Source organism: Brevibacterium sp. FME17, from assembly GCF_014897515.1.
GTDB lineage: Bacteria > Actinomycetota > Actinomycetes > Actinomycetales > Brevibacteriaceae > Brevibacterium.
In genome coordinates this window covers 84180-110744 of record NZ_JABUYD010000007.1, presented here as the reverse complement: position 1 = coordinate 110744, position 26565 = coordinate 84180, and the positions used below count along the sequence as shown (strand labels likewise).

Sequence of the window (26565 nt, the reverse complement as noted above, 5' to 3'; positions counted from 1 at the left end):
AGAACACTATTCAATACTTTTGTTGTTCGGATGTCACACTGTCAGACAACGTTATATGATCGTGATATGCCTCAACCCCCGACTTCGGAGCTTCCTGTCCTGCGCAAGGTCATCCGTTCCTCGACGATCGACCTCATCGCCGATCAGATCAGGAACGCCATCTACAGCGGCTCGCTGGCGCCGGGGCAGTCCATCAACGAGGTGCGCACGGCAGAGCTCCTGGTCGTCTCCCGCCCCTCCTTGCGGGAGGCCCTGCAGCGTCTTGTCAGCGAAGGGGTGATGACCCACGCACCGGGCCGCGGAGTCTGGGTCAAGCGGATGACGTCTGATGACATCGACGACGTCTATGCGGTCAGGGAAGCCATTGAGGCGCAGGCTGTGAAGATCATTATCCGGTCGGGCAAGCCGATCGCCCGCATCCACCAGGCGCTGGCCAAGCTTGAGCTCGCGATCGAGGAGAACACTGCGCGAGCAATCGGCGACGCCGACCTCGACTTCCACCATTCGATCGTCGCCTGCTCCGGCTCCATCAGGCTCAGCAGCCTGATGAAGGTCTCGATGGTCCACACCCGACTTCTCTCACTCTCCGATCCGCGCGGATACGAGGTCAGGTGCGACCTCATCGAAACGCACAGAGAGCTGAATGAGGCCATCGCAGCCGGTGACGAGCGCCTCTCCTTGGAGATCGTAGGCAGGATCATGACCGGCGCCGCCTGCCGTCTGCACAACCCGCTGACTGAACCCGAAGCCGTCATCGTCAGGGCCGGTGATCAGGACGGGCCCGTTGATGACCAGTGGTCGCAGCTGAGAGATACGATGAAGACATGAAGGTTGTCTGCCCCGGTTCCTATGACCCGATCACTATGGGTCATCTCGATGTCATCGCCCGCAGTGCCCGACTCTTCGACGAGGTGGTCGTGGCCGTTGTGCACAATCCCAAGAAGTCCGGACGTTTCGACCCTGAAGTTCGCGCCGATCTTATCCGGCGGTCCCTGGACGAGGACGAGCGGACACGCGACGCCGAAAACGTCATCATCGACACCGTCGCCGGGGGGCTCCTCGTTGACTACTGCACTTCTATCGGAGCCCCCGCCGTGGTCAAGGGACTGCGCTCGGGCACAGACTTCGCCTACGAGCTTCCGATGGCGCTGATGAACAAGCATCTGAGTGAGCTCGAGACGATCTTCGTCCCCGGCAACCCCGAGTACGAGCATGTCTCGTCCTCGCTCATCAAGGAAGTCCACGGTGGTGGGGGAGACATCGAAGGTCTGGTTCCCGGCGCGGTGCTGTCGGCGCTGAACGCCAGCGCCTGAGACATGCCGATTCCCTCTTCCTCGTCTCGGGTGTGGTTCCTCGGTCTCATCTTCCACACCGTGATCGCGCATGCCACCTACAACGGCGTGCGCGTCCTCATCTCCTACCGGACCCTGGAGCTGGGCGGCAGCGGGGTCGTCCTCGGTCTCATGACCGCCTGCTATTCACTCGTGCCGCTGATCACAGCGCTCCTTGTGGGCCGGCTCGTCGACCGCGGATACGCCACCGCTGTGTTGTGGACGGGAACGATCCTCTCGATCCTGCCCGTCGGGCTCGCAGCGATAGCGCCCAACCTCGGCATGCTTCTCATCGCCACGATGTGCCTGGGGCTCGGGCAGCTGCTGACCACGGTCGCGTCGCAGGCGCTGATCCCACAAAGCTTTCCCGCCTCGGCGCTGACCTCGAAGTTCGGCTACCTCACCCTCGGCGTCTCGGTCGGACAGACCATCGGTCTGCCCGTAGCCGGTGCCATCGCCGGCGCCACCGATGGTGCGCCGCAGATCGTCAACGCCCTGTGGTTCATGACCGGGGTCTCCGCGCTGACCCTGGTCGCTGCAGTCATCGTCATGCTCCGCGGTCGCACCCCGCACGTCTCCCGTGCTGATGCGGCCAAAGACGCCCGAACCCCCTTGTCTCTGCTGGCGATCCGGGGCATGAAGCCCGCGATCCTCGCATCAATGACGACCCTGGCCGCCGTCGACCTGATGACGGCCTACCTGCCGCTCATCGGACAGCAGAACGGGTTGTCGGTGACGACGGTGACCTGGTTGCTGACCCTGCGCACACTCGCCTCGGTGATCTCACGACTCATCATCGGACAGCTCACCCGCAGATGGCGCAATCTCTCGCTCCTGTGGACGGCCTCGGCGCTGGCAGGGGTCTGCATCATCCTCATCCCTGTCTTCACCCAACCGTGGGCGCTGGCGATCCTGCTGCTCGCCTCCGGGTTCTGCTTCGGACTCACCCAGCCGCTGACGATGACCTGGGTCTCGACATTGTCGGACCCGGCCAACCGGGCCGCAGTCCTCTCGATCCGACTTGCCGGCAACCGCCTCAGCCAGGTGGCGATCCCCTCGGCGGCCTCTCTGCTCACCATCGTTGCCGGATCCGGAATCGTGTTCACGATCTCCGGGGCACTGCTCTTAGCCGCCGGTGGCGTCACCTGGCGCAACCAGCACGAGAAATGGTGACCAGGAACACCCGCGCATCCGCACAGGCTCGATTGGTAATGACCGGCGATGATGACTAGAATGGTGAGTCGCGTGTGAACGCAGGAGTAAGCATCCTCAATCACGTAAAGGAGGAGTGAGCATGAAGAAGCAGTCTGAGTTCGTCTACGATCTCAGGTCGATGGGATTGCTCGGTCATCCTGGTGAATGGGAACGGGTGAACACCACCCTGTCTGCTCCGTCGGATCTCAAGATCGAAGTGATCGGGGTCGCCGAAGGTTCACCACTGACACTCGAGCTGATGTTCGAAAGCGTGTCGGAGGGAATCTACGTGTCGGGCACAGTCTCGACAGTGGCCCGCGGCGAAGATGTAAGGACTCTCGACGAAATCGAGTTGCCTATAGATGTCGACATCCAAGAGATGTATGTCTATGAGCAGGCCGATGGCGACGAGGATTCCTATGTCATCGATCGCGATCAGCTCGACCTCGAGCCCGCAATCAGAGATGCTGTCGTCATGGCTCTGCCCTTCAGTCCGTCAAAGGACCGGAGCGAAGAGTTCAGCTTCACCCTCGGTGAAGATCTTGAGGTCGATGACAGTGAATCGGATTCGCCGTTCGCATCATTGAAGAGTTTGTTGGATGAGAAGAAAGAGAGCTAGACGTGGCTGTTCCAAAGCGTAAATTGTCGCGCAGCAACACCCGCCACCGTCGTTCGCAGTGGAAGGCACAGGCGCCTAGCCTGGTCAAGACTGTGGAGAACGGTCGCGTTGTGTACTCGCGCCCTCACCAGGCCAAAGTTGTCGAAGACGCAGCCGGCACCCCGCTGTTCCTTGAATACAAGGGACGCAAGGTCGCCGACGTCTGACCTGTGGACACTGACACCACAGCAGAACTGCAGAAGAGTCTCGGGATCGATATTGATCCCGAGACTCTTCGTCTCGCCTTAACTCACCGCTCCTTCGCCTTCGAAGCCGGCGGCATACCCACGAACGAGCGCCTCGAATTCCTCGGCGATTCCGTCCTGGGCCTCGTGGCCACCGAGTCGCTGTACTACGACAACCCGGATCTGGCCGAAGGCTCACTGGCCAAGATGCGCTCCGCCGTGGTCAACACCAAAGCACTGGCGTCGATCGCGCGCAGACACGGAATCGGCCCCCATATACTCCTGGGAAAGGGCGAAGAGCTCACCGGCGGTCGCGACAAGGACTCGATCCTCGCCGATACCGTCGAAGCCCTCATCGGTGCGACCTTCGTCGCCCGCGGACGTGAAGAGGCCTTCGCCTTCGTTCACCGTCTCATCGACGGCATGCTTTCCGACGCCGTGAACCTCGGTGCCGGAATGGACTTTAAGACGACCCTGCAGGAAGCAGCGGCCGACCTTGATCTGGGCGCCGTGAGCTACGAGATCGTGTCCTCGGGACCCGACCACGCCATGGTCTTCACCGCCACAGCGCTGTTGGGCTCCAACGGTTGGGGCTCCGGAGACGGTTCCTCGAAGAAGAACGCGGAAGCCGCCGCCGCGGAAGTCGCCGTCAAGGCCATCCGCACCATCTACCCGGACTACACTCGCTGAACATCGCTGTGGCGGGGCCTCGTAGCCCCGCTCTGAGCGTGAGAGCTCGAAGGAGTTCCTGATGCCTGAGCTGTCCGAGGTTGAGAGCGTCCGTGTGGGCGTCCATGAATGGACTGCCGGCACCACCATCACCGGCGCCGAGGTGATCGATCCCCGAATACTCGGCACGACGTCACAGCGTCGCATCGATGCTTCCGCAGCCGAAGGGTTCGTCGCAGCCGTCACCGGTCGGCGAATCATCGGTGCCGAACGTCGTGGAAAATTCATGTGGCTGACGTTGGGGGAGGACCCCGGCGTTGGGCAGTCGGCCGAACCGGCTGCCCCTGAACTCAGTCTGCTCGTCCACCTCGGCATGAGCGGGCAGCTGCGCGTGCACAACGCGAATGACTCAATCCACAAGCACACGCGAGCCATCTTCCGGCTCGAACGGGGCAGCGCCGGATCCGAGACCGACGGTGAGAGCCTTCAGCTGCGCTTCGTCGACCAACGGATCTTCGGCCATCTGGGCGTTCAGCCCCTGGTGCACGCCTACGGTCGGCTCGTGCCCGCCTCGGCGAATCACATTGCGGCCGACCCGCTGGAACCTGCATTCGAACCCGGTCTGGCTCTCGAGCAGCTCTCCCGCAAGCGGACGGTGGTCAAATCAGCGTTGCTCGATCAGTCTCTGGTCAGCGGAATCGGCAATATCTATGCCGATGAAGCTCTCTTCAGAGCCGGCATCCACCCTCTGGCGATTCCCGCTCGCACCCGCAAGTCACGCCTGGCTGCTGTCCTCGATTCTGCGGCGCGGGTGATGAGCGATGCGCTGGCCGTGGGTGGGACCAGCTTCGACGCGCTCTACGTCAACGTCAACGGAGAATCCGGCTACTTTGACCGGGCCTTGCTGGTCTACGGTCGCGGTGGCCAGGAATGTGTGCGCTGCGGGACCGAGATCGAGAAGATGACGATCGGCGGACGCGGCAGCCACTTCTGCCCGAACTGCCAGAACGCTCCGCGCTACCGCTAGCCGCGTGCCGACGACTGCGGCGCTGGCGCATCAAGCCGAAGAGTCGCTGGAGCCCGTCAGCAGTGTGAGTAGACTCGGGACAAGCGAATTCCAGGTCGGTGGATGTTCAGAGAGGAACAGACATGTTCACAATTCCAACGTTCATCGGCGGGATTGTCCTCCTGCTCGTTCGGGCGCTGCTCACTGCGGCATTCGTCCGCGAGTTCTGGGTCAAGGCAAAGGACATTCCGGGTTTCGCAAAGAACGACGGGCTCAACGTCCCGACCGCGTGGTTCGTCGCCATCGCCGAACTGACTGCGGCGGCATCCTTCGCCTCCGGCGTTCTCGCTCAGTGGGCCGGAATCGGAGTGATCGTCCTGATGCTCATCACCACCTGTCTGCACGTGTTCAGATGGCACTCGAAGTACTGGGCCTCGGCCGGAGGTCCGGAGTACGACCTGCTTCTGCTGGTCTTGGCCGCGGTCATCACCGCCTTCGGGACGGGACCGATCGCGATTCCCACCCTGTTCGGGATGTGACCCTGACTCGAAGGTGACCCTCTTGGGGCAGGAAGCCCAGGGAATTGCCGAGGGCCGGGTACCGCTCCTCTCGGAGTGATACCCGGCCCTCGGCTCGGTTTCTGCGACTAATCAGCGCATGCGGTACTTGGAACCCTCGTCACCGGACGTGTCACCGGACTTCGAGGAATCACCCTTCGACGAAGACTCAGCACCCGCCTCGGTGTCGGTGGAGGTCGTGCCTTCGTCGTCTGCGATCTCCTCGGCAGGCAACTCGGACGTGTCGAGTCCGAAGACCTCACCGTCGTACTCGTCGACGGCCGTGGCGACCGACTGCTCGAGGATGTGGTCGGCCAGCTGCCCCTGGATGATCAGCGGATCTCGGGACAGGTCCTTCCACACCGCCACACACAGCAGCAGCATGACGATGACGAACGGCAATGCCGCCACGATCGTGATGTTCTTCAGACCTTCGAGCGCCTCGGCGGGGTCATCACCTCCGGCGAGGAGCATCACCGCGGCCACAGCACCGGTGGCCACACCCCAGAACAGGACAAGACCTCGTCCTGGCTCTTCGCGACCGTTGGCCGAGAGCGTGCCCATGACGATCGAGGCAGAGTCGGCGCCGGTGACGAAGAAGATCGCGATCAGGATGACCGTGACGATCATCAGGATGATGGCGATGAGGTTCGGCAGCGGAAGCGCGCCGAGGAGGTCGAAGAGGATCGTGTCCATGTTGATGTCCGGCTCACCGTCGACGATCTTCGCCAGTGCCTTGACAGTTCCTTCGCCGCGTTCGGCACGCTCCTGGATGCCGATGGCACCGCCGCCGAAGATCGCGAACCAAATGGTCGACACGACGGAAGGGACGATGAGGACGCCGGTGACGAACTGACGCACGGTGCGGCCGCGCGAGATACGGGCGATGAAGAGGCCGACGAAGGGCGACCAGGAGACCCACCAGGCCCAGTAGAAGACCGTCCACGAGGACAGCCACTCATTGACGCCCTGACCGTTGGCCGCGGTGCGCGAGGCCATCTGGGGCAGATCCTCGATGAACGAGCCGATCGAGGATGGGATCACGTTGAGGATGAACAGTGTCGGCCCGCCGATGAACACGATGAGGGCGACGATGATCGCGAGAACCATGTTGATGTTCGACAGCCACTGGATGCCCTTCTCGACACCGGACACGGCCGAAGCGACGAAGGCAGCTGTGAGGACTGCGATGATGATGACGAGGATCGGCGAAGAGACGTGGGACATGATGCCCGCCGATTCGATGCCGCCGCCGATCTGGATCGCGCCGAGACCGAGCGAACAGGCTGAGCCGAAGAGCGTCGCGAGGATCGCGAGGATGTTGATGACCTTGCCGCCGGCGCCGTTGACGGCACGCTCGCCGAACAGTGGGGTGAACATCGAGGAGAACAGCTGGGAGCGACCGAGACGGAAGGAGCCGTAGGCGACGCCGAGTCCGACGATGGCATACATGGCCCAGGGGTAGAGGGTCCAGTGGAAGAGCGTGGTTCCCATCGAGGTGCCCATCGCCTCCGCCGTGGAACCATCAACGGTCGCCGGGGGAGGAGACATGTAGAAGAACAGCGGCTCACCGACAGCGGAGAAGACCAACCCGATGCCCATGCCGGTGGCGAACATCATCGAGATCCACGACGAAGTCTTGAACTGCGGCTTCTCATCGTCCCTGCCCAGCGGGATGCGCCCGAACTTGGACAAGGCGACGATGATGACGAAGATCGTGAAGACCGTGGCGGCGATGACGAAGAGCCAGCCGAAGTTGTCCATGACACCGGTCAGCAGAGTGCCCGCGACAGAACCGAGGCTCTCTGGAGAGATGAAGCCCCAGACAACGAATGCAACTGCGAGGATGCCGGCTGTGAAGAAGACCACCTTGTCGACTCCCTGGCGAATCAGGGGCCTCTGTTTGGTGGTCGGATTCTTCAGGTGCTTGATCAGCTCCTGAGTCTTAGTTAATTCACTGCTCATAGGGACGCTAGCCGATCAGCTGGGCCGCAATAGGTTCGCGACCATTCCCAGTCGGCGCTCCTTCCTGTTCATGGACGGCATTGATAGTCATCGGGCGGTATTACGATGTGCTTACCTAGAAATAGCCCGATTTGTCAGTTTCCTGTCGATTCACACCGATGATCTCCTCAGATGAGATGCGAGGCGGGCCGAGCTTTCGCCGGTGCGACGATGATTGATTCTGCCCGGGCAAGGACGAGGCCTCGTCGCTAACGACGAGGCCTCGATCCGCTCCTCCGGCTGGGCTCGAACCAGCGACCCTTCGATTAACAGTCGAATGCTCTGCCAACTGAGCTACGGAGGATAGGCGCCGATTTCGGCGCACGAGGGAACACTCTATCAAAAGATCGGAGTATTGCAGGAACTCCTTCGCGATATGCTGGATGGACAATGCATCTCAAAAGCCTGACTCTGCGAGGATTCAAATCCTTTGCCTCGGCGACGACTCTCAAATTCGAGCCGGGCATCACCTGTGTTGTCGGCCCCAACGGCTCCGGCAAGTCCAACGTCGTCGACGCCTTGTCCTGGGTGATGGGAGAGCAGGGCGCGAAGAATCTGCGCGGCGGAAAGATGGACGACGTCATCTTCGCCGGGACCTCGAAGAGACAGGCATTGGGCCGCGCCGAGGTGGCCCTGACCATCGACAACACCGACGGAGCCATTCCCGTCGACTACACCGAGGTCACGATCTCGCGCACCCTGTTTCGCACCGGGGGCAGCGAATACGCCGTCAACGGGACACCGGCACGACTGCTGGACATCCAGGAACTGCTCAACGACTCCGGTCTGGGCAAAGAGATGCACGTCATCGTGGGACAGGGGCGCCTCGACGCGATTCTGCACGCCGACCCGATCGAGCGCCGCAGCTTCATCGAAGAGGCCGCCGGCGTCCTCAAACACCGCAGACGCAAGGACAAAGCCGTCCGCAAGCTCACCGGTCTGCAGACGAACCTTGATCGTCTGTCCGACCTGCGGACTGAACTCAATCGACAGTTGGGGCCGCTGGGGCGACAGGCCGAGGCCGCTCAGAAAGCCGCCACCGTCCAAGCCACACTGCGCGATTCCGCAGCACGGCTGTTGGCTGATGACACCGTGCGCCTGCAGGCCTCACTGGCCTCGACTTCCACGGTTGAGGGCGAAGACGGCAATGACCGGATCGGTGACCTCGAGCATCGGCGATCCCGCACAGAGGCGCGATTGCAGGAGATCGAAACACGTCTGGGAACCCTTGATGCCGAGCTGGAGAACCTGCGGACCTCCGAATCGCGGACACAGACCCAGATCGTCCGGGCCAGAGGACTTGCCCAGCGCGCCGAGGACAAGCGCTCACACTTGCTCTCCGAGGTTGCAAGCCTGGGCAGACGGGAATCGAAGTCGCCGGAAGAGCTGAGATCCCAAGCCGAGCACCACCAGCAGGAACTCGGCGCCGCACGGAAGACAGTGGAGGAATCCGCGGTGGCACTGGATCGCAGCCAGATGCGAAAAGAAGAACTCGCACTGGCGTTGAAGAAGGCCGAAGACGAGGTCAAGGCGACCCAGTTGGCCATCACCGAGGCGATCAAGAACCGCTCGGCACTGCAGTCCAAGAGCACCCAGGCGCGAGAGCGCATCAGCGACCTCACCTCCAGAATCGAATCCAACCGGGCAGAGATCGACACCGCGTCGGCCCGTATCGCCGAACGCCGTGAAGAACTGAGCACCGCCGAGGCAGCTGTGGAAGGCGTGGAAGCAGGCGAGAGCGAACTCGACACGGAATACGAATCCGCGAAAGACGCCCAGACCGCGTTGGAGACCGAACTCGACGAGCTCCGAGCACAGCAGGCGAAGACCGCGTCAGAACTCGCCTCGGCCCAGGCCCGCGCGGAGGCCCTGTCTCTGGGCACCGCATTGGAAGCCGACCTCGAAGATATCGTCAACGCCGATCTGCCAGGGGTCGGCTCGGCCGTGACCGAACGGTTGAGCGTGGCCAACGGATTTGAAATGGCTGTGGCGGCAGCCCTGTCGAACACGGTCTCCGGTGTGCTCGTCGACTCCGGTCGGGTGGCACTGACAGTCCTCGACCACCTCGGCGAGGACACCAATGTCCACCTCACGATCCCTGCCGGGACGAGAACAGGTCGGACCGCTGGTGGGACCGCTGGTGGGACCGCTGGTGGGACCGCTGGTGGGATCGCCGGTAGGAGCGGCGAGTCGAAGAGCCTGCCCACCCTCAGCCCGACCGCGGACGGTGGGGCGGCCGCGCGGTGGCTCTCCGACGTGGTCAGCAGCGACGTCCCTGAACTCACCGAACTTCTGAACTCTGCGCTGGAGGCGGTCGTGTGCGTTGATGACGCTGACAGCGCCTTGTCCCTCATCGACGCCCACCCCGAACTCACCGCCGTCACGGTGCACGGTGAGATCCTCACCGCCACCCGGGTCAGTCGGGCCCGCACCGCCTCGGGCACCCGTCTGTCCTCACAGACCGCGCTCGAAGAGACCCGTACCTCAATCACCGAACTGGAGCAGGCACGGAGCCGCATCGACGCCGACATCGATCGGGTCGACGCGAAACTCGTCGAGGCGAAGACAGTGGCCGCCGCGGCCCTTGAAGAACTGCATTCCTCGGACGCGGCGATCATGGCCGCAGGGGAAGAGGTCTCGCGAATCACGGGCGACATCACCACCGCCCAGACTCGCCTGCAGCGGGCCAAAGACAACGAAGTAGAACTGAAGACACGGCTGGAGACCGCCGAAAGTGAGGCCCGCACAGCCGAATCCGCACTCGCCGGGGCAGACGACGTCGAAGAGGTCGTCGACACCACAGCCCGAGACGAGCTCAGCCAGCAGGTGTCTCAGTCCTCTGAAGACGTCATCGAGACTCGGATCAGCCACAAGGCAGCCACGGACCGGGCACAGTTCCTCTCCGACCGTGTTGATTCCCTGCTGCGTCAGGCAACGGCGGAGGAGACCGCACGTGAGCAGACGCAGCGGACGATTGTGCGCAAGAACAGAGCAGCCGCCTCGGCGCTGCTCATCGTCGAGACCGCACAGAACGCGAGCACCCTCGCGGAGACGACGGTGTCCGAACTCGGCTCCCAGATCCAGGTCCTCGTCGAGGAGCGCGGGCAGCTGCGCGAGGAGAAGGGCCACCTCGGCGAAGAATTGGGCACCACGCGCACAGAACTCCAACGACTCAAGGACATGGCGGCCGAAGCCGAACTTGCAAAGGAACGGTTCCGACTTAAGCTCGAAGAGATCGAGCACCGGGCGGGGGAAGAGACCGGCCTCGGGCTCGAACGACTGGTCGAACTCTACGGTCCGCATACCCCTGTGCCCGCCTTCGACGAGAGCGAGGAAGAACGACCCTACGTGAGAGCCGAGGTCGAGAAGCGTCACAAGCAGGCAACCGCTGCCCTCAAGCGCATCGGAACCGTCAACCCGCTGGCGCTCGAAGAATACGAAGCGCTGAAGGAGCGACACCAGTTCCTCGAAAAGCAGATCACCGACATCGAGTCCTCCCGGAAAGACCTGATGAAGCTCGTCGATGAGGTCGACCGGCACGTCGAACGCGTCTTCTCGGAGGCCTATGCGGACACCGCTCGCGAATTCGAAGACATCTTCTCCCGACTCTTCCCCGGCGGCGAGGGATCCCTGAGCCTGACCGATCCCAATGACATGCTCACGACCGGCGTCGATGTCCACGCCCGGCCCGCCGGTAAGAAGGTCAAACGACTGTCCCTGCTCTCCGGCGGTGAGCGCTCACTGGTCGCCGTGGCCATGCTGGTTGCGATCTTCAAGGCCAGGCCCAGTCCGTTCTACGTCATGGACGAGGTCGAGGCGGCACTCGACGATCTCAACCTGTCTCGCCTGCTGACCGTGTTCGAGGAGCTCCAGGACTCCTCTCAGCTCATCGTCATCACGCACCAGAAGCGCACGATGGAGATCGCCGACGCGCTCTACGGGGTGACGATGCATGGTGATGGTGTGTCGAAGGTCATCTCGCAGCGGATTCCATGAGCGGCAACCGCCCGCCAGAGACCGATTCGGCAGAGACGTCCAGGGGAGTCCCAGGGAATTCTCCAACAGGCTCACGGCCCCCGAACACAAATGTTGTGGGTTTGGACGATAGACTTGGGGACAGGGAAGCATTGTCAAAAAGCTTGAGGAGCGAGACGTCCATGGCCGAGTCGGCTGATTCACGGGGTGACTCGAGAACATGAATGCAGTACTCGTCGTCATCGTCGGACTCGCCGTATCGTTCGCGTTGGCACTCATCGTCGTCCTCCTCGTCGCACTGCCCGGGTTGAGGGCCGAAGGCCGCCTGAAGTACTCATCCGATGTGCAGCGGTTTCGACTGCCGGGCCAATGGACCGGGTATGACGATGAGGTCCACGAATTCTTCGGACATGATGATGGCACCTCCCATCTGGCGACTCGCGAACAGGCCGCCGTCACCGCGATCCGAGACCATTCCTACGTGCTCAGACCGCAGCCGCGCCGGCACGCCGCGCCATCACTGCTGACAGTGAGGCCGCGCACCCGTCATTGGAAGATTCCGGAATCCGGCACAGGGTGGAGAACCACAGCCGGTCTGCTCTTCGGCAGCCGAGGTTCCTGACCCGAACACAACATCATCCACGTGCCCCGAGACAGTGGGGCGCCTGAGCGCGGGCCACGTGAACGCGACACCGGTCTGGAACCGATGCGTGCAACGGCAGGCGCACAGCACCCTCAACTGGCGGTCGCCGCGTGAGAGCGTGGGGCCGACGAAGGTAATCAAAGGAGAACGTACGTCCATGGATCAGCCGATCGTATTGCTCATCGTCGCAGCCGTCGTCTTCATTCTGGTCGTCGGCCTGGGCTTCACCCTGCGCGTCAACGCCAAGAGGAAGGGTCTGCGGGATCAGCGCAGCATCGATGCCGATGTCACCGGTGAAGGGGAGGTCGGCGAGCCCTCCGAGGCCATCGCCAAGGAGAAGGCCGCCACCCGCGGCTCCGAAGTTCCCACCGAACCTGCGAACCGACTGGTCCGCCTGCGCGAGCGCCTCGCGAAGTCCAACTCAGGCCTGGGACGCGGACTGCTCAGCCTGCTGTCTCGTGACACTCTCGACGAATCGACATGGGAGGAGATCGAGGACACTCTCATCCTCGCCGATGTCGGAGTCGATCCGACCACCGAACTCGTCGACCGTCTGCGCGGACGCGTCAAGGTCCTCGGCACCCGTGAGCCGGAACAGGTCAGGGAACTGCTGCGCGAAGAACTCATCAACCTCGTCGATCCCTCTATGGATCGTGAACTGGCCGCCACCGGCACCGACGGCGACCCCACTGTGATGCTCGTCGTGGGTGTCAACGGTGCTGGCAAGACGACGACCGTGGGTAAGATCGCTCGCGTCCTCGTCGCCGAAGGCCAGAGTGTGCTGCTGGGTGCTGCCGATACGTTCCGTGCTGCTGCGGCCGAACAGCTGGCCACCTGGGGCGACCGCGTCGGCGTGGAGACCGTACGCGGTGAAGAAGGAGCCGACCCTGCTTCCGTTGCATACTCTGCCGTCGAACGGGGCAAGCAGGACAGCACCGATGTCGTGCTCGTCGACACCGCCGGACGCCTGCAGAATAAGATCGGCCTGATGGACCAGCTCGGCAAGGTCAAGCGTGTGGCCACGCGTCCCTTGGGTGAGGGACACGAGATCGACGAGGTGCTCCTCGTCCTCGATGCCACGACCGGGCAGAACGGCATGCAGCAGGCCAAGGTCTTCGCCGAGGCGGTCAACATCACCGGCATCGTGCTGACGAAACTTGACGGCACTGCCAAGGGCGGAATCGTCATCGCCGTTCAGCGTGAGCTCGGAGTTCCGGTCAAGCTCATCGGCCTCGGAGAAGGTGCCGACGATCTGGCGCCATTCACCGCCGAGGGATTCGTCGACGCTCTCCTCGACTGAACCCGGGTGTCACACGCTGGAAACATGACTGACTCACCGTGGTGACATGTGTCATAGACACTGTCATTGTTCGGCTCGACCGGAGCCGGCAATGACGTGGAAGAGACGGCATGGAACTCGATGCGGTAAGCGTGTGGATGATGATCGCGGCAGGCTTGGTCCTGCTCATGACACCGGGGGTCGCCTTCTTCTACGGCGGAATGACCCGAATCACCTCGAGCATCAACATGATGATGATGGTCTTCTCCGCGATGGCCGTGGCCGGTCTCGTCTGGGTCCTCTTCGGCTATGGGTTGAGTTCCGGTGATTCGCTGGCCGGGATGGTGGGCAATCCGCTCTCGCAGATCGGCCTCGCCGAGGCGGTCGCGAGTCAGCCCGAGACCCTGATTTCCATCGGCTATGGATCCACCTTTGCGATGATTGCGATCGCACTCATCGCCGGAGCTGTGGCCGATCGTGCGAAGTTCTCCACCTGGTTGGTCTTCGCCGCACTGTGGGTCACGTTCGTCTACTGTCCCCTGGCGTTCATGGTCTGGGGCGATGGGCTTCTCAGCGAAAAGGGTGCGATCGGCAGCGTCGTGGGGACCGCGATCGATTTCGCCGGCGGCACCGTCGTGCACATCAACGCGGGCGTTTCGGCACTGGTCCTGGTCGTCGTGATGGGACGTCGTGCCCGCTTCTCGACACCGCACAAACCTCACAACATTCCGATCACCGTCCTCGGTGCTGCACTGCTGTGGTTCGGGTGGTTCGGATTCAACGGGGGAGCCGCCTCGACGATCGAGCAGGCGGGCCTGATCTGGATCAACACTCTCATCGCACCGGCCGCCGGACTGGTCACCTGGATCGCAATCGAACGGATCCGTGCCACCCGGCCCAGCAGCATCGGCAGCGTCTCCGGCGCCATCGCCGGCTTGGTGGCCATCACCCCTGCCTGCGCGAATGTCGAACCCTATGCGACGATCATCATCGGAATCGCTGCGGGCGCGGGCGCCGTCCTGGCCGTCGAGGCGAAGAATCGTCTGCGCTACGACGATGCGCTCGACGTCGTCGGCGTTCACCTGGTCGCCGGGGTCATCGGTACCGTGCTGATCGGACTCTTCGCCGTCCCGAGCGCGAACTCTGCGGCAGGTCTCTTCCACGGCGGAGGCCCAGGGCTGCTCGTGTCACAGATCGCGGCCACCGTGGTCGCTCTGGTCTATGCAGGAGGCGTCACCCTGGTCATTGCCCTCGTGCTGCGCAAGACCATGGGCCTGCGCATCGATCCGCGAGACGAGCTTGCCGGCATCGACGCCTTCGAGCACGCGGAGCAGGCCTACTCCTTCCGCTGAGCCAGCGTCGGCGCCCACAATCGGTCTCGATGGGACTGGTTGTGGGCGCATTCTCAGCTTCTCCGGTTTCAGTCGGACACCGGTGAGTTGTTAGGCTAGGGAGTCGACCAATTATCGTGAAGAAGGCTTGTACGTGTTTAATTCTCTTTCCGACAGGCTCACCGCGACGTTCAAGAACTTGCGCGGCAAGGGCCGGCTGTCCGAAGCCGATGTGGATGCCACCATCCGCGAGATCCGGCGTGCTCTTCTGGACGCCGACGTCGCCCTGCCCGTCGTCCGTGCATTCACCGGACGCATCCGCGAGAGGGCGCTGTCCGAAGAAGTCTCGGGTGCGCTCAACCCGGGCCAGCAGGTCGTCAAGGTCGTCAAGGATGAACTGGTCGGCATCCTCGGCGGAGAGACCCGTCGCCTGAACTATGCGAAGCGCCCGCCCACGGTGATCATGCTCGCCGGTCTGCAGGGTGCGGGTAAGACCACACTGGCCGGAAAGCTCGCGTACTGGCTGAAGTCCGAAGGCCACCGTCCGATGCTCGTTGCAGCTGACCTGCAGCGTCCCAACGCCGTCAATCAGCTCGAGATCGTCGGCGAACGTGCGGGCGCCTTCGTCTACGCACCAGAACCCGGCAACGGCGTCGGCAATCCGGTGCAGGTGGCAACCGACTCCCTCGAGGTCGCAAAGTCCAAGCTTCACGATGTCGTCATCGTCGACACCGCCGGTCGTCTCGGCATCGACGAAGAGCTCATGCAGCAGGCCGCTGACATACGTTCCGCGGTCAACCCGGACGAAGTCCTGTTCGTCATCGATGCGATGATCGGTCAGGACGCGGTGAAGACCGCCGAGGCGTTCCTCGAAGGCGTTGACTTCACCGGTGTCGTGCTCTCGAAGCTCGATGGTGACTCACGTGGTGGTGCCGCGCTGTCCGTCGCCGAGGTGACCGGAAAGCCGATCATGTTCGCGTCGACCGGTGAGTCGATGAAGGAGTTCGAACAGTTCCATCCCGACCGGATGGCTGACCGGATCCTCGATATGGGTGACATCCTCACCCTCATCGAGCAGGCCGAGAAGAACTTCGACGAGAAGGAGACCGCGAAGCTTCAGAAGAAGGTCGAAGCCGGTGAGGACTTCGACCTCAATGACTTCCTGACTCAGATGTCGGGCCTGAAGAAGATGGGCTCGATGAAGAAGATGCTGGGCATGATGCCCGGCATGAGCCAGTACAAGGATCAGCTGGAGAACTTCGACGAACGCGAAGTCGACCGCGTCGAAGCCATTGTGCGATCGATGACTCCGGCAGAGCGCACCAACCCGAAGATCCTCAACGGATCACGCCGGGCACGCATCGCCAAGGGCGCCGGCACCACGGTGACCGCGGTCAACCAGCTGATGGAGCGTTTCACTCAGGCGCAGAAGATGATGCGTGGGATGACTCGTGGCGGCGGGATGCCCGGAATGGGCGGAGGCGGCGGTATGCCGGGCATGGGCGGTATGCCTGGAATGGGCTCAGTGCCCGGCGGCGGTAACCGTAAGAAGAAGGCTGTGGGCAAGAAGAAGGGCCGCAAGGGCGGTCAGTCGGGCAACCCCGCCAAGCGTGCGCAGCAGGCGCAGGCGCTTGAGGACAAGAAGGCCGGCAAGACGAAGGACCCCGTCGGCTCGGCCTTCGGGGGAGTCGATCTCGACGGTGAAGAAGACTTCGATATGAAGAACCTGCCGAAGGGCTTCGGCGGGATGTTCCCAGGTGGAAAGTAGTACGGCTTTCTGGCACAATTGAGTCTTGTACTTTTGCTTCCGACGCGGGCCCTCTCTTCCGCGTTGAGGTGATAGTCCAGGTCACAGACTCCGACAGGTCAACCCCACGATTCTTCTGGAACCTCTGTGCAACATAAAGACAAAAGGAGACACCACTAAAGTGGCAGTCAAAATTCGCTTGACCCGCATGGGCAAAATCCGTGCACCGTTCTACCGCGTTGTCGTGGCCGATTCGCGCACACGTCGCGATGGTAAGGCCATCGAACAGATCGGCATCTACCACCCGACCCGCAACCCATCGGTCATCGAGATCGATTCGGAGCGTGCACAGCACTGGCTCTCCGTCGGTGCTCAGCCGACCGATCAGGTTCGCACACTCCTGAAGCTCACAGGTGACTGGCAGAAGCACACCGGCATCGGCGAAGCAGTGAACACTGTGAAGCCGCAGCCGGAGAAGGAAGCCTTCGTGGCTCCTGCTGCCGGATCCGTGATCAAGGAAGCCATCACTCCTAAGGGTTCGGACAAGGCTGCGGAAGCACCTGCCGAAGAAGCAGCTCCTGCTGCCTCCGAAGAGAGCGCTGAAGCCTGATCATGTTGGCTGATTCGCTCGAACACCTGGTCCGCGGCATCGTCGATCATCCAGACGATGTTGCTGTTCGATCCCGCTCGTCACAGCGCGGGACCACGCTCGAGGTTCGGGTTCACCCGGAAGACCTCGGTCGTGTCATCGGTCGCGCGGGGAGAACCGCAAAGGCTCTGCGTACCGTGATCAACTCTCTTGCCGGCCGTGAGTCGGTGCGAGTGGACCTCATCGAGGCGTAACACCTTCATCAGGAAAGGGGGACCCGGCGTTTCATCGCCGGGTCCCCCTTTCCTGTATTCACTGATCGGGCGGTGATATTGCACGGTGCAAACCGGGCGCGAGGCAGATATGACCGAGTCAGCGGACTAAACTGTGTGCTTGAAGTGAATGCGTACCCGCATCTGCACGGTCACACGCATCATCACACGCACGAGCTTGAGTACTTTCATGAACACGAGGAGCAGCATGGACACGGTGATCGCCCGGTTGGGCAAACCGCACGGCATCAAAGGCGAATTCACCGTCGAGGTGCGTACCGACAGGCCGGATGAACGACTCGTCCCCGGCCAGACCTACACGACCGATCCCGATATCGGCGAGCTGACGCTGGCGACGGCGAGGTGGCACCGGGACCGTCTGCTGCTGACCTTCGACGAGGTTCCCGATCGGAACCGGGCCGAGGCGATCCGCAACACCCTGATCCTCAGTGACCTGGATGAGGACGAGGTCGAAGACGATGCCTGGTACCTCGAAGACCTCATCGGGCTGAGAGTCCTCGAAGGCGAGACACAGGTCGGCGAGATCGTCGACGTCACGAACGGCACTGCCCAGGACCTGCTCCATATGAAGCACGTCGACGGTCATCAGGCGCTCATTCCATTCGTCACCGAGATCGTGCCCGAGGTCGATGTTGAGGCCGGATGGGTCAGAGTCACGCCTCCGGCTGGTCTCTTCGACGCCTCGTGAGCACAGGCATGAAGATAGACGTCGTCTCCATCTTCCCGGAGTACCTGGCCGGACTCCAGCTTTCCCTCATCGGCAAGGCTGTCGACCAGGGACTGCTGGACTTGAGCGTGCATGATCTGCGTGACTTCACCTTCGACCGACACAACACCGTCGATGACTCACCGTATGGCGGAGGAGCCGGCATGGTGATGAAGGCCGAGCCGTGGGCGCTGGCACTCGAGCACATCCTCGGCGGGAAATCACCTGAGACTGTCCGCGGCGAGGAGCACACAGTCAGCGGGAACTCTGCTGAAGGCGAGCCCGCTGGTAACGGGAAGCCGATCCTCATCGTGCCCAGCCCTGCCGGCCCCGTGTTCAACCAGCGCATCGCCGAGGAGCTCTCCAACGCCGACCACCTGGTGTTCGCATGCGGACGATACGAAGGGATCGATCAGCGCGTCATCGACTGGTCGGCTCAACATTTCGATCTGCGACCCATGAGCATCGGAGACTATGTGCTCAATGGGGGAGAGGTCGCCTCGATGGTGATGATCGAAGCGGTCAGCCGCCTCATCCCCGGAGTCATCGGCAACCCCGAGTCCCTGACAGAGGAAAGCCATGAAGACGGCCTCCTCGAATACCCGATCTACACGAAGCCCGCCAGCTGGAGAGACCGGGACGTGCCCGAAATCCTACTCAGTGGAAATCACGGTGCGATCGCACGGTGGCGACGGGACTGGAGACTCGAGCGCACGGCCGAGATCAGACCCGATCTGCTCGCCGAACTCCACGATCTGGATAAGCACGATCGAAGCGTTCTGGACCGGTTTGAGTCCGGAGACGAATCCGTGAAAGAATAGGTCGTCGCGTTTGTTGGCATTCACCTGCTTCAGGGGGATGGATGCCCAGAACTGTTCTCCGATGTCGACATCGGAGAATTTCGGGGAGTGATCCCGACAGACGATCCAATCACCGGTTCAACCGGTCCGATATGCGTGTCCTCGACCTGAAGCTGGGGATACATGGAGAAACACAATGCAGAAGCTTGATGTTGTTGATGCAGCCTCGATAAAGTCTGATGTTCCTGAGTTCCGCCCAGGCGACACCCTCAACGTTCACGTTCGCGTGATCGAAGGATCGCGTTCGCGTATTCAGGTGTTCAAGGGAATCGTCATCCGTCGCCAGGGCGACGGAATCCGCGAGACCTTCACCGCTCGTAAGATCAGCTTCGGCGTCGGTGTCGAGCGCACGTTCCCAGTGCACTCGCCCATCGTCGAGAAGCTCGAAGTCCTCGCACGCGGTGACGTTCGTCGCGCGAAGCTGTACTACCTGCGCGACCTGCGCGGCAAGGCTGCACGCATCCGCGAAAAGGCCTGATTATTGCCTGGCACTGTGGGCAATGATCACGCTGTGCCGAAGAATCAAGAAAACGCGACCTTCGGGTCGCGTTTTCTGTACTCTGGCCGCTTCTGGAAGATCGTCGCCGTCATTGCGATCCTCATCATCGTCATCGGCGGGTCGGTACGCGGGTTCGTCATCCAACGGTTCACGATCCCTAGCGCATCGATGGAACCGACCCTCAACGTCGGCGATGACATCACCGTGTGGCGTCCCGACGCGCTGACGTCTGATATCCAACGCGGAGACATCGTCGTCTTCGACGGTCGAGGCTCCTTCGTTGACGATGCGCTGCCGACCCCGCTGCAGAAGGTGGGGTCATGGGTTGGGATCGGAAATCGAGACGTCTACTACGTCAAACGCGTCATCGCGCTCGGTGGAGACACCCTCCGATGCTGCGACGCGCAGGGCCGGATGCTGCTCAACGACGAACCTCTTGCAGAGGATTATGCTCCGCAACCGGCCTCAGCCACTGAGTTCTCGATCGAAATCCCTGCAGACACCATGTGGGTGATGGGCGACAACCGGAACAACTCCGCCGACTCGCGTGCACTGATGGGCAAACCAGGCGGCGGGTTCATCCCCCTTGACCGAGTCATCGGACCAGTGATCGGCCATGGCTCCTCGATCGACTGATCTGCCGCGCTGACTTGGCCGGCTGACCTGGCGCGCTGATCTGGCACGCGGATCTGGCACGCGGATCTGGCACGCGGATCTTAGTGGCCGACCTGGGTGGCCGATCTGGGCAGCCGAGATGATCGCCGGCTGAAAGGTGGCGCTCCGGAGTGCTGGTACGCTCATTTCATTCCCTCTGGGGAACCTGTGGTCCGATGCGAAAGCGAACGAATGTCAACCGAATCAGAAGCTTCCCCACCTTCAGCCTCGAAGAGATTCCTCCGTGGCCTGCTCGAGATCGCAGCGATCATCCTCGTCGCCATTATCATCTCCACCGCCCTCAAGACCTGGGTCGTCCGCTCGTTCTACATTCCTTCAGGATCGATGATGGAGACCCTGCAGATTGATGACAGGGTCCTTGTCAATGAGATGGCGCCCCGTTTCGGACCGGCCAACCGTGGTGACATCATCGTCTTCGACGACCCAGACCATTGGCTGAGCCCTCAAGAAGTCTCGGAATATCAGCCCAACCCTCTCCTCGAATTCATCGGATTGGCTCCCGCAGACGGTGGCCAACAGCTGATCAAACGCGTCATCGGCGTCGGCGGCGACACCGTCGAATGCTGCGATGCGCAGGGACGGATCCTCGTCAACGGCGAACCCATCGATGAGACCTACCTCGACGCCGACACAGCTCCTTCCGAGATGGACTTCAAGGTCACCGTTCCCAAGGGCCACTACTGGGTGATGGGAGACAATCGCAGCAACTCCGCAGACTCCCGATATCACGTCGACACACAGCCCTATGTTCCCGAAGACAACGTGGTGGGCACCGTCTTCCTCATCAACTGGCCGTTTAAGCATTTCAGCTGGATGTCCACGCCGAAAGCGGTCTTCGCCGATGTCCCCGACTCCGAGGGAATCACCGGCAGCTGATGGCACAGATCGGATTGCAGGACCTCAGCCTCGAACGCGCACTGCTGGCAGAAGGCTATGAGTTCGTCATCGGCATCGACGAGGTCGGCCGTGGTGCGCTGGCCGGACCGGTCAGCGTGGGAGTTGCTCTCTTCGACCTCAGAGAGCTCACCGACGCCGAGGTGCCTGCGGGCATTCATGATTCGAAGCAGTTGAGCGCGCTGTCGCGTCAAACCGCGACCGATCGTGTCAATGGGTGGGCGCGGGCGACAGCAGTGGGGTCGACGACGCCGAATGAACTCGACGAACTCGGGATGACCATGGCTCTGAACCTGGCCGGGCGTCGGGCACTGTCTGACATGCTGGTGACGCTCTTCGGCGCAGCAGTCTGCCCGCAGTCGACGATGGTGCTCCTCGACGGCAAACACGATTGGCTTTCAGCTCCACTCACGCTCGACTGCCTGGGGATATTCGGGCCCGCAGCGGACTTGGATCTGCCCCCGGTGCGGACTGTGATCAAAGGTGACGGCAGCGTCCCAGTCATCGCCGCAGCAAGTATTGTGGCAAAAGTGGACCGAGACGAGGAGATGATCGCACTCGCGCAGGCTCACCCCCAGTATGGTTGGGAGTCGAATGTCGGGTACGGAACCATGAAACACCGTCGGGGCATCGCCGATTTCGGCCCCAGCATTCACCACCGGAGAAGCTTCCGCCTGCAAACGGCGCACGATGCGAAGGAGGGATCGTCATGAGCACCGATGATCTGGACGATTACGAAGCTCAACTGGAGCTGCAGCTCTACAAGGAGTATCGCGATGTCGTAGGACTCTTCGCCTACGTTGTAGAGACCGAACGGCGCTTCTACTTGGCCAACCACGTTGACCTCAAGGCCCACAACGATGCCGGAGACGTCTATTTCGAACTGACGCTGCGCGACGCTTGGGTGTGGGACAGCTACCGATCAGCACGCTTCATCAAGACCGTGCACGTGCTGACCTTCAAGGACGTCAACATCGAGGAGATCGCGAAGAACGATCTGGAACCGCCGACGTCAATCAGGGGCTGAGAACTCTGACGACCAGTGGCTGCCGTACGTGAGTTCCTGAATCGAGAGAACCACTCGCACACACTTCGTCTGTGGACCGAACCCTGACTTGCACGTGATCGGCCTGTGGACGGCTAAGCGCCGTCCACAGGCCGATTTTGTGCTCTTGCCACGCTTGCAGTGCCGGTAGTGGTCTGTCTGTCATGGAACCAACATCGGGCAGACGGAGCACAACGACATCGGGGATGCGTCAGCGTGCTGTGGGTCAGACAGGGGAGGACCTGGCCGCTGAATTCCTGCAGCGGCAGGGAATGGTCGTCATCGAACGTAACTTCAGGTGCCCGCGGGGAGAGATCGACATCATCGCCCGAGACGGTGACACCATCGTCTTCGTAGAGGTGAAGACCCGCAGAACCTTCGCCCTCGGATCTCCGCTCGAGGCCGTGACCAGGGCGAAGCTGAAGCGGATCAGAATGCTCTCGGGCATCTGGCTGCGCGGACAAAGTGACTTCTTCCCCAGCGTCCGCATCGATGCCCTCGGCATCGTAATGGAACCAGAACCCGCCTACTCCCACCGCCGCAATCTGCAGGTCGACTCATGAGCGAGGAGGCGAAGCTCAATGTGATCGGTCGCTCGTCCGCCGTGGCGCTCTGGGGTCTGGCTGGCAAGATCGTGTCCATTGAAGCCTGCGTCAGCGCTGGTCTGCCCGGTATCGACATCGTCGGTCTGCCGGACGCCTCGGTCAGCGAATCGCGGAAACGACTTCGGGCCGCACTCGCATATCTGGGCATCCCCGTGGCCACACAGCATGTGACGATCAACCTCACTCCCGGCACTGTGCCGAAGGTCGGGACAGGATTCGACCTGGGTATCGCCGTGGCCGTGCTCAAGGCGCAAGGAATCATCACCGAAACGCACACGGAATCGATCATCCACTGTGGTGAGCTCGGCCTCGACGGACGCATTCGTCCCGTCAACGGTGTGCTGCCGAGCCTGCACAGCGGTCTTCAGGCAGGTTTCGACCGATTCGTCGTCCCCGTGGGCAACCGTCAGGAATCAGCACTGCTCGCCGGTGCCAGGGTCATGACCATCTCCTCTTTGGCCGAACTGATCAACATCTATGGCGGAGCACTCAACGTCCCGCAGCTGCCACCCGTCGTCGATGCAGCAGCCGCCCACCCAGAAACCTCGCAACGTCACGACCTCGCCGAAGTCCAAGGGCAGGCCGAAGCGCGTTTCGGCCTCGAGGTCGCTGCAGCCGGTGGACACAATCTCCTGATGCGAGGCACACCGGGAGCGGGGAAGACGCTGCTGGCGCAGTGCCTGCCGGGGATACTCCCACCGTTGGATGACCCACAAGCCGTCGAGGTGGCGGCGGTGCGTTCCCTGCGCGGAGAGCTGCCCATCGGCGAAGGCCTTGACCATCGGCCCCCATTCGAAGCGCCCCACCATCGCAGCACAGCCTCGGCGCTCATCGGCGGACGCAGACCGGGGTCGATAGGAATTCTCAGCAGAGCCCACCGAGGCGTTTTGTTCATGGACGAAGCACCCGAGTTCTCACGGGATGTACTCGAAGCACTACGTCAGCCGATGGAGGCTCGACAGGTCCACATCCACCGGGCCTGGGGATCCATGGTCCTTCCTGCATCGTTCCAATTGGTGATGGCGGCGAACCCATGCCCCTGCGGAGCCGGGATGCGCGGAGCCGAATCCACGTGTCGATGCACGCCGATGGACAAACGTCGCTACCGCAACAGGCTCTCCGGCCCCCTGCTGGACCGAGTCGACCTGCAACTCGAACTGTTCCCCGTCTCCCCAGCAGACATTCGCCTCGGCGGGGCACAGGAAGACAGTGCTGCAGTCGCTGGGAGAGTCAGGCTTGCCAGGCAGAGACAGGCCGACCGATACGTCGACTGTGACTGGACGCTGAACTCGAACGCCCCCGGGGCCTGGCTGCGTGAGCATTTCTCCCTGAGCCCGCACAGTCTGCGCGACCTAGACCGTGCGCTCGACACAGGAAGGATCACCATGCGCGGATACGACCGAGTGCTGAGGGTGGCAACGACCCTGGCAGATCTTGAAGGGACAGAGGCGCCCACACCGGACAAGATCACGACGGCTCTGGCGCTGAGGACCCAAGACTCATGAACGACGAAGGCAATAGAGACACTCGCGCGGCGATCGCTGCCCTGCTGAGGATCGGAGAACCAGGCGACGGACTGCTCACCGGACTCGTGAACGAGGTTGGTCCGATCGCCGTCCTTGAACTGATTCGGGCGGTGGCGGCCGGAAGATCGTCAGCAGCCGAGGCCGCGGAGAGTCTGTCGTCGTTTGTGGCCGCGGTGGCCGGCGGCGGGCAGCTGGGAGAGGCTTTCGACCGGTGGGCAGTGCGGGGCGAGGACGCGCAGGGGCATCGCGACCTCGAAGCCGTGCACAGACTGGGTGGGCGACTCGTCATTCCCAGTGACGACGAATGGCCGGCTTCGCTCAGTGACCTGGGGCCGGCGGCACCACTGGGACTGTGGGTCCGGGGCGAGGCGAAGTTGAACGCAGCATTAAAGCGTGCGGTCGCCATCGTCGGGGCACGCGCTGCCAGCAACTACGGCACCAAATGTGCCTCAGATCTTGCTTGGGACCTGGCCGCGAGAGGGCTGACCATCGTCTCCGGGGGAGCCTTCGGCATCGATGCGGCCGCCCATCGAGCAGCCATCGCCCGAGAAGGCACCACGATCGCGTTCATGGCTGGGGGAGTCGACCGTTTCTATCCGGTCGCGAACACCGAACTGTTCCATCAGATACTCGAACAAGGTGCGATCGTGTCCGAAACCGCTCCCGGGATGACTCCGATGCGACACCGCTTCCTGCTCCGCAACCGGCTGATCGCCGCCTCGTCCCAGGTCACCGTCATCGTCGAAGCAGGCTGGCGCAGCGGAGCCCTCAACACTGCTCGACACGCCCTCGAGCTCTCCCGTGAAGTCGCGGCATTCCCCGGATCCGTGTATTCGGCATCATCGACGGGAACCCACAGACTCATCCGAGATCATGAAGCGGAATTGGTGACCAGCTGCGAGGACGTCATCGAACTCACCAAAAGTGGGGAACCCACACTGTTCGACAACCGAAGCCCCTCGTCAGAGGACTCAAGTCTTCCTGCCGGCACCTCAAGCCTCCAAACCAGCAGCCGAAAGCGCGTACCGGCAGATCCGATCGATGACCTCGCCGAGCGAGAGAAGATCTGTGTCAACGTCCTCTCGGCGACCAAGGCTCTGGATGTCGGAACTGTGGCAGCACGAGCCGGACTGACCGTGCCGAACACTCTCTCTGCGCTCGCCGTCCTCGAACTGGCCGGTCTGAGTGCTCGTCGCGATTCCGGCTGGATCAAACTGCGCAGACCGGCCTAGATCCACTCCGTAGGTCCACCGTCAGGCTCGGCCGATCGCGTAACCTGAGGTTGTGACCCAATCGATGACCATCGCCGAGGTGGTGTCCGGCTATGCCGACCACCTGAGATCGCGCGACGTCTCCGCCCACACCTCGCGGGCCTACATCGCAGATGTCACCGAATTCTTCGACCATGCGGCTCACTCTCGAGCGGCCCAGTCCACGACCACGGACGCCGGGGTCCGAACCGCTGAGTTCGGGGTGGACGACATTGATCTCAACGACCTGCGTTCGTGGCTCATCACCCTCGATGACGCCGGAGCAGCGAAGTCCACCGTGGCTCGGAAGATCGCAGCCGTGAAGTCCTTCTTCGCCTACTGCGTGAACCGGCACGGGCTGACGAACAATCCGGCGGCGCGGCTGCGGACTCCGAAGAAGGAATCGCGTCTTCCCACCGTACTCAAACCTCAGCAGGCAGCCGATCTCGTATCCCGGGGGCGTCCTGCTCACGCTGAGGCGGAGGACAGCGATCCCATCGAAGCAGCCAAGTGGGCCAGGGACGCAGCCATCCTGGAGATGCTCTATGCCACGGCGGTGCGTGTATCGGAACTGACCGGACTGAACCGCAGCGACGTAGACTACCAGCGCTCGATGATCACCGTCCTGGGCAAGGGCAACAAGGAACGACGCGTCCCGTTCGGGAAACCCGCCCAGTCGGCGCTGCAGCAGTGGCTGAACCTGCGGCAGACGTTCGCCTCCGGCGGCAGCGGTGATGCGCTCTTCCTCGGCGTCAGAGGCGGTCGCATCGGAGCCAGACAGGTGAGAGAGCTCGTCCATAAGTACGGCGCCGATGACCCCAGCGCACCGGATATCGGCCCGCACGGGCTCAGGCATTCGGCGGCTACCCACATGCTCGACGGGGGAGCGGATCTGCGACAGATCCAAGAGTTCCTGGGGCATTCGACCATGAGCAGCACGCAGATCTACACCCATGTCTCGATGCAGCGACTGCAGGAGACCTATCGGCAGGCACACCCTCGGGCCTGACCACACCCGGCAATGTCATCACTTTCGTACCGGTG

27 protein-coding genes and 1 tRNA gene are annotated in these 26565 nt (G+C 62.3%); 26 read left to right on the top strand and 2 right to left on the bottom strand.

Features of this window, described 5'->3' with window-relative positions; translation table 11 throughout:
- Positions 1–66: 66 nt before the first annotated feature.
- The 8 genes from INT40_RS08745 (at position 67) to INT40_RS08710 (ending at position 5582) form a co-directional block, all read left to right on the top strand.
- The gene (locus INT40_RS08745) at positions 67–828 is read left to right on the top strand and encodes a GntR family transcriptional regulator (protein WP_193095935.1); all 762 of its coding nucleotides are present in this window, start codon (positions 67–69) and stop codon (positions 826–828) included.
- Entirely contained in the window at positions 825–1313 is a 489-nt protein-coding gene (coaD, locus tag INT40_RS08740) for a pantetheine-phosphate adenylyltransferase (RefSeq protein ID WP_101571284.1), read from the top strand. Before INT40_RS08745 ends, coaD begins: the two co-directional genes overlap by 4 nt.
- 3 nt (positions 1314–1316) lie before the next feature.
- Positions 1317–2504 (top strand): MFS transporter, encoded by a 1188-nt coding sequence (locus INT40_RS08735; protein WP_193095934.1) that lies wholly within the window; start codon positions 1317–1319, stop codon positions 2502–2504.
- Positions 2505–2625: 121 nt separating this feature from the next.
- Positions 2626–3144 carry a YceD family protein gene (locus tag INT40_RS08730; RefSeq protein WP_101571280.1) on the top strand — a complete coding sequence of 173 codons (519 nt, stop codon included), beginning with the start codon at positions 2626–2628 and terminating at the stop codon, positions 3142–3144.
- A gap of 2 nt (positions 3145–3146) precedes the next feature.
- On the top strand, positions 3147–3350 hold the full coding sequence (gene rpmF, locus INT40_RS08725) for a 50S ribosomal protein L32 (protein ID WP_009885115.1): 204 nt from the start codon (positions 3147–3149) through the stop codon (positions 3348–3350).
- Between the two features lie 3 nt (positions 3351–3353).
- The gene (gene rnc, locus INT40_RS08720) at positions 3354–4058 is read left to right on the top strand and encodes a ribonuclease III (RefSeq protein ID WP_193095933.1); all 705 of its coding nucleotides are present in this window, start codon (positions 3354–3356) and stop codon (positions 4056–4058) included.
- Positions 4059–4119: 61 nt separating this feature from the next.
- Complete coding sequence (mutM, locus tag INT40_RS08715; RefSeq protein WP_193095932.1) at positions 4120–5064, top strand: bifunctional DNA-formamidopyrimidine glycosylase/DNA-(apurinic or apyrimidinic site) lyase; 945 nt, start codon at positions 4120–4122, stop codon at positions 5062–5064.
- A gap of 122 nt (positions 5065–5186) precedes the next feature.
- Complete coding sequence (locus tag INT40_RS08710; protein ID WP_101571274.1) at positions 5187–5582, top strand: DoxX family protein; 396 nt, start codon at positions 5187–5189, stop codon at positions 5580–5582.
- 111 nt (positions 5583–5693) lie between these two features.
- Here the strand turns inward: INT40_RS08710 and INT40_RS08705 are convergent, their stop codons facing one another.
- Both INT40_RS08705 and INT40_RS08700 read right to left on the bottom strand, forming a co-directional pair.
- Positions 5694–7565 (bottom strand): BCCT family transporter, encoded by a 1872-nt coding sequence (locus INT40_RS08705; protein ID WP_226830988.1) that lies wholly within the window; start codon positions 7563–7565, stop codon positions 5694–5696.
- A gap of 270 nt (positions 7566–7835) precedes the next feature.
- Positions 7836–7908: transfer RNA gene (locus tag INT40_RS08700), tRNA-Asn, on the bottom strand.
- A gap of 86 nt (positions 7909–7994) precedes the next feature.
- Between INT40_RS08700 and INT40_RS08695 the strand changes: the two genes are divergently transcribed.
- The 18 genes from INT40_RS08695 (at position 7995) to INT40_RS08610 (ending at position 26530) form a co-directional block, all read left to right on the top strand.
- A complete protein-coding gene (locus INT40_RS08695; protein ID WP_193095931.1) occupies positions 7995–11600 on the top strand; it encodes an AAA family ATPase in 3606 nt (1201 codons plus the stop codon).
- Between the two features lie 199 nt (positions 11601–11799).
- A complete protein-coding gene (locus INT40_RS08690) occupies positions 11800–12201 on the top strand; it encodes a hypothetical protein (protein WP_009885107.1) in 402 nt (133 codons plus the stop codon).
- A gap of 178 nt (positions 12202–12379) precedes the next feature.
- Entirely contained in the window at positions 12380–13522 is a 1143-nt protein-coding gene (ftsY, locus tag INT40_RS08685) for a signal recognition particle-docking protein FtsY (protein WP_193095930.1), read from the top strand.
- Positions 13523–13632: 110 nt separating this feature from the next.
- The gene (locus INT40_RS08680; RefSeq protein ID WP_193095929.1) at positions 13633–14853 is read left to right on the top strand and encodes an ammonium transporter; all 1221 of its coding nucleotides are present in this window, start codon (positions 13633–13635) and stop codon (positions 14851–14853) included.
- Between the two features lie 133 nt (positions 14854–14986).
- Positions 14987–16600 (top strand): signal recognition particle protein, encoded by a 1614-nt coding sequence (ffh, locus tag INT40_RS08675; RefSeq protein WP_193095928.1) that lies wholly within the window; start codon positions 14987–14989, stop codon positions 16598–16600.
- 160 nt (positions 16601–16760) lie between these two features.
- Positions 16761–17189: a 30S ribosomal protein S16 gene (gene rpsP, locus INT40_RS08670; RefSeq protein ID WP_193071729.1), complete on the top strand. Its 429-nt coding sequence runs from the start codon at positions 16761–16763 to the stop codon at positions 17187–17189.
- A gap of 2 nt (positions 17190–17191) precedes the next feature.
- Entirely contained in the window at positions 17192–17422 is a 231-nt protein-coding gene (locus INT40_RS08665; RefSeq protein WP_009885102.1) for an RNA-binding protein, read from the top strand.
- A 226-nt stretch (positions 17423–17648) separates the two neighbouring features.
- A complete protein-coding gene (rimM, locus tag INT40_RS08660; RefSeq protein WP_101571262.1) occupies positions 17649–18149 on the top strand; it encodes a ribosome maturation factor RimM in 501 nt (166 codons plus the stop codon).
- 8 nt (positions 18150–18157) lie between these two features.
- On the top strand, positions 18158–18988 hold the full coding sequence (gene trmD / locus INT40_RS08655; RefSeq protein WP_193095927.1) for a tRNA (guanosine(37)-N1)-methyltransferase TrmD: 831 nt from the start codon (positions 18158–18160) through the stop codon (positions 18986–18988).
- A 175-nt stretch (positions 18989–19163) separates the two neighbouring features.
- The gene (rplS, locus tag INT40_RS08650; protein WP_193071727.1) at positions 19164–19505 is read left to right on the top strand and encodes a 50S ribosomal protein L19; all 342 of its coding nucleotides are present in this window, start codon (positions 19164–19166) and stop codon (positions 19503–19505) included.
- 33 nt (positions 19506–19538) lie between these two features.
- Positions 19539–20162, top strand: coding sequence for a signal peptidase I (gene lepB, locus INT40_RS08645; protein WP_193071726.1), 624 nt, complete (start codon positions 19539–19541; stop codon positions 20160–20162).
- Positions 20163–20372: 210 nt separating this feature from the next.
- Positions 20373–21077, top strand: coding sequence for a signal peptidase I (gene lepB / locus INT40_RS08640; RefSeq protein ID WP_101571257.1), 705 nt, complete (start codon positions 20373–20375; stop codon positions 21075–21077).
- Entirely contained in the window at positions 21077–21808 is a 732-nt protein-coding gene (locus INT40_RS08635; RefSeq protein WP_193071725.1) for a ribonuclease HII, read from the top strand. Before lepB (INT40_RS08640) ends, INT40_RS08635 begins: the two co-directional genes overlap by 1 nt.
- Positions 21805–22122 carry a DUF2469 domain-containing protein gene (locus tag INT40_RS08630; protein ID WP_101571252.1) on the top strand — a complete coding sequence of 106 codons (318 nt, stop codon included), beginning with the start codon at positions 21805–21807 and terminating at the stop codon, positions 22120–22122. The genes INT40_RS08635 and INT40_RS08630 overlap by 4 nt, the downstream gene beginning before the upstream one ends.
- Positions 22123–22304: 182 nt before the next feature.
- Positions 22305–22703 (top strand): YraN family protein, encoded by a 399-nt coding sequence (locus tag INT40_RS08625; RefSeq protein ID WP_101571250.1) that lies wholly within the window; start codon positions 22305–22307, stop codon positions 22701–22703.
- Positions 22700–24250: a YifB family Mg chelatase-like AAA ATPase gene (locus INT40_RS08620; RefSeq protein WP_193071724.1), complete on the top strand. Its 1551-nt coding sequence runs from the start codon at positions 22700–22702 to the stop codon at positions 24248–24250. The genes INT40_RS08625 and INT40_RS08620 overlap by 4 nt, the downstream gene beginning before the upstream one ends.
- Positions 24247–25503 carry a DNA-processing protein DprA gene (gene dprA, locus INT40_RS08615; RefSeq protein WP_193071723.1) on the top strand — a complete coding sequence of 419 codons (1257 nt, stop codon included), beginning with the start codon at positions 24247–24249 and terminating at the stop codon, positions 25501–25503. The genes INT40_RS08620 and dprA overlap by 4 nt, the downstream gene beginning before the upstream one ends.
- A gap of 52 nt (positions 25504–25555) precedes the next feature.
- The gene (locus INT40_RS08610) at positions 25556–26530 is read left to right on the top strand and encodes a tyrosine recombinase XerC (protein WP_319021963.1); all 975 of its coding nucleotides are present in this window, start codon (positions 25556–25558) and stop codon (positions 26528–26530) included.
- Positions 26531–26565 lie beyond the last annotated feature (35 nt).

Excerpts from the sequence above, each read along its gene's own strand:
- INT40_RS08745 (WP_193095935.1), top strand. The coding sequence starts at position 67 with ATGCCTCAACCCCCGACTTCGGAGCTTCCTGTCCTGCGCAAGGTCATC.
- coaD (WP_101571284.1), top strand. The coding sequence starts at position 825 with ATGAAGGTTGTCTGCCCCGGTTCCTATGACCCGATCACTATGGGTCAT.
- INT40_RS08735 (WP_193095934.1), top strand. The coding sequence starts at position 1,317 with ATGCCGATTCCCTCTTCCTCGTCTCGGGTGTGGTTCCTCGGTCTCATC.
- INT40_RS08730 (WP_101571280.1), top strand. The coding sequence starts at position 2,626 with ATGAAGAAGCAGTCTGAGTTCGTCTACGATCTCAGGTCGATGGGATTG.
- mutM (WP_193095932.1), top strand. The coding sequence starts at position 4,120 with ATGCCTGAGCTGTCCGAGGTTGAGAGCGTCCGTGTGGGCGTCCATGAA.
- INT40_RS08710 (WP_101571274.1), top strand. The coding sequence starts at position 5,187 with ATGTTCACAATTCCAACGTTCATCGGCGGGATTGTCCTCCTGCTCGTT.
- INT40_RS08705 (WP_226830988.1), bottom strand. The coding sequence starts at position 7,565 with ATGAGCAGTGAATTAACTAAGACTCAGGAGCTGATCAAGCACCTGAAG.
- INT40_RS08695 (WP_193095931.1), top strand. The coding sequence starts at position 7,995 with ATGCATCTCAAAAGCCTGACTCTGCGAGGATTCAAATCCTTTGCCTCG.
- INT40_RS08690 (WP_009885107.1), top strand. The coding sequence starts at position 11,800 with ATGAATGCAGTACTCGTCGTCATCGTCGGACTCGCCGTATCGTTCGCG.
- ftsY (WP_193095930.1), top strand. The coding sequence starts at position 12,380 with ATGGATCAGCCGATCGTATTGCTCATCGTCGCAGCCGTCGTCTTCATT.
- INT40_RS08680 (WP_193095929.1), top strand. The coding sequence starts at position 13,633 with ATGGAACTCGATGCGGTAAGCGTGTGGATGATGATCGCGGCAGGCTTG.
- INT40_RS08665 (WP_009885102.1), top strand. The coding sequence starts at position 17,192 with ATGTTGGCTGATTCGCTCGAACACCTGGTCCGCGGCATCGTCGATCAT.
- rimM (WP_101571262.1), top strand. The coding sequence starts at position 17,649 with ATGGACACGGTGATCGCCCGGTTGGGCAAACCGCACGGCATCAAAGGC.
- trmD (WP_193095927.1), top strand. The coding sequence starts at position 18,158 with ATGAAGATAGACGTCGTCTCCATCTTCCCGGAGTACCTGGCCGGACTC.
- rplS (WP_193071727.1), top strand. The coding sequence starts at position 19,164 with ATGCAGAAGCTTGATGTTGTTGATGCAGCCTCGATAAAGTCTGATGTT.
- lepB (WP_101571257.1), top strand. The coding sequence starts at position 20,373 with ATGTCAACCGAATCAGAAGCTTCCCCACCTTCAGCCTCGAAGAGATTC.
- INT40_RS08635 (WP_193071725.1), top strand. The coding sequence starts at position 21,077 with ATGGCACAGATCGGATTGCAGGACCTCAGCCTCGAACGCGCACTGCTG.
- INT40_RS08630 (WP_101571252.1), top strand. The coding sequence starts at position 21,805 with ATGAGCACCGATGATCTGGACGATTACGAAGCTCAACTGGAGCTGCAG.
- INT40_RS08625 (WP_101571250.1), top strand. The coding sequence starts at position 22,305 with ATGGAACCAACATCGGGCAGACGGAGCACAACGACATCGGGGATGCGT.
- INT40_RS08620 (WP_193071724.1), top strand. The coding sequence starts at position 22,700 with ATGAGCGAGGAGGCGAAGCTCAATGTGATCGGTCGCTCGTCCGCCGTG.
- dprA (WP_193071723.1), top strand. The coding sequence starts at position 24,247 with ATGAACGACGAAGGCAATAGAGACACTCGCGCGGCGATCGCTGCCCTG.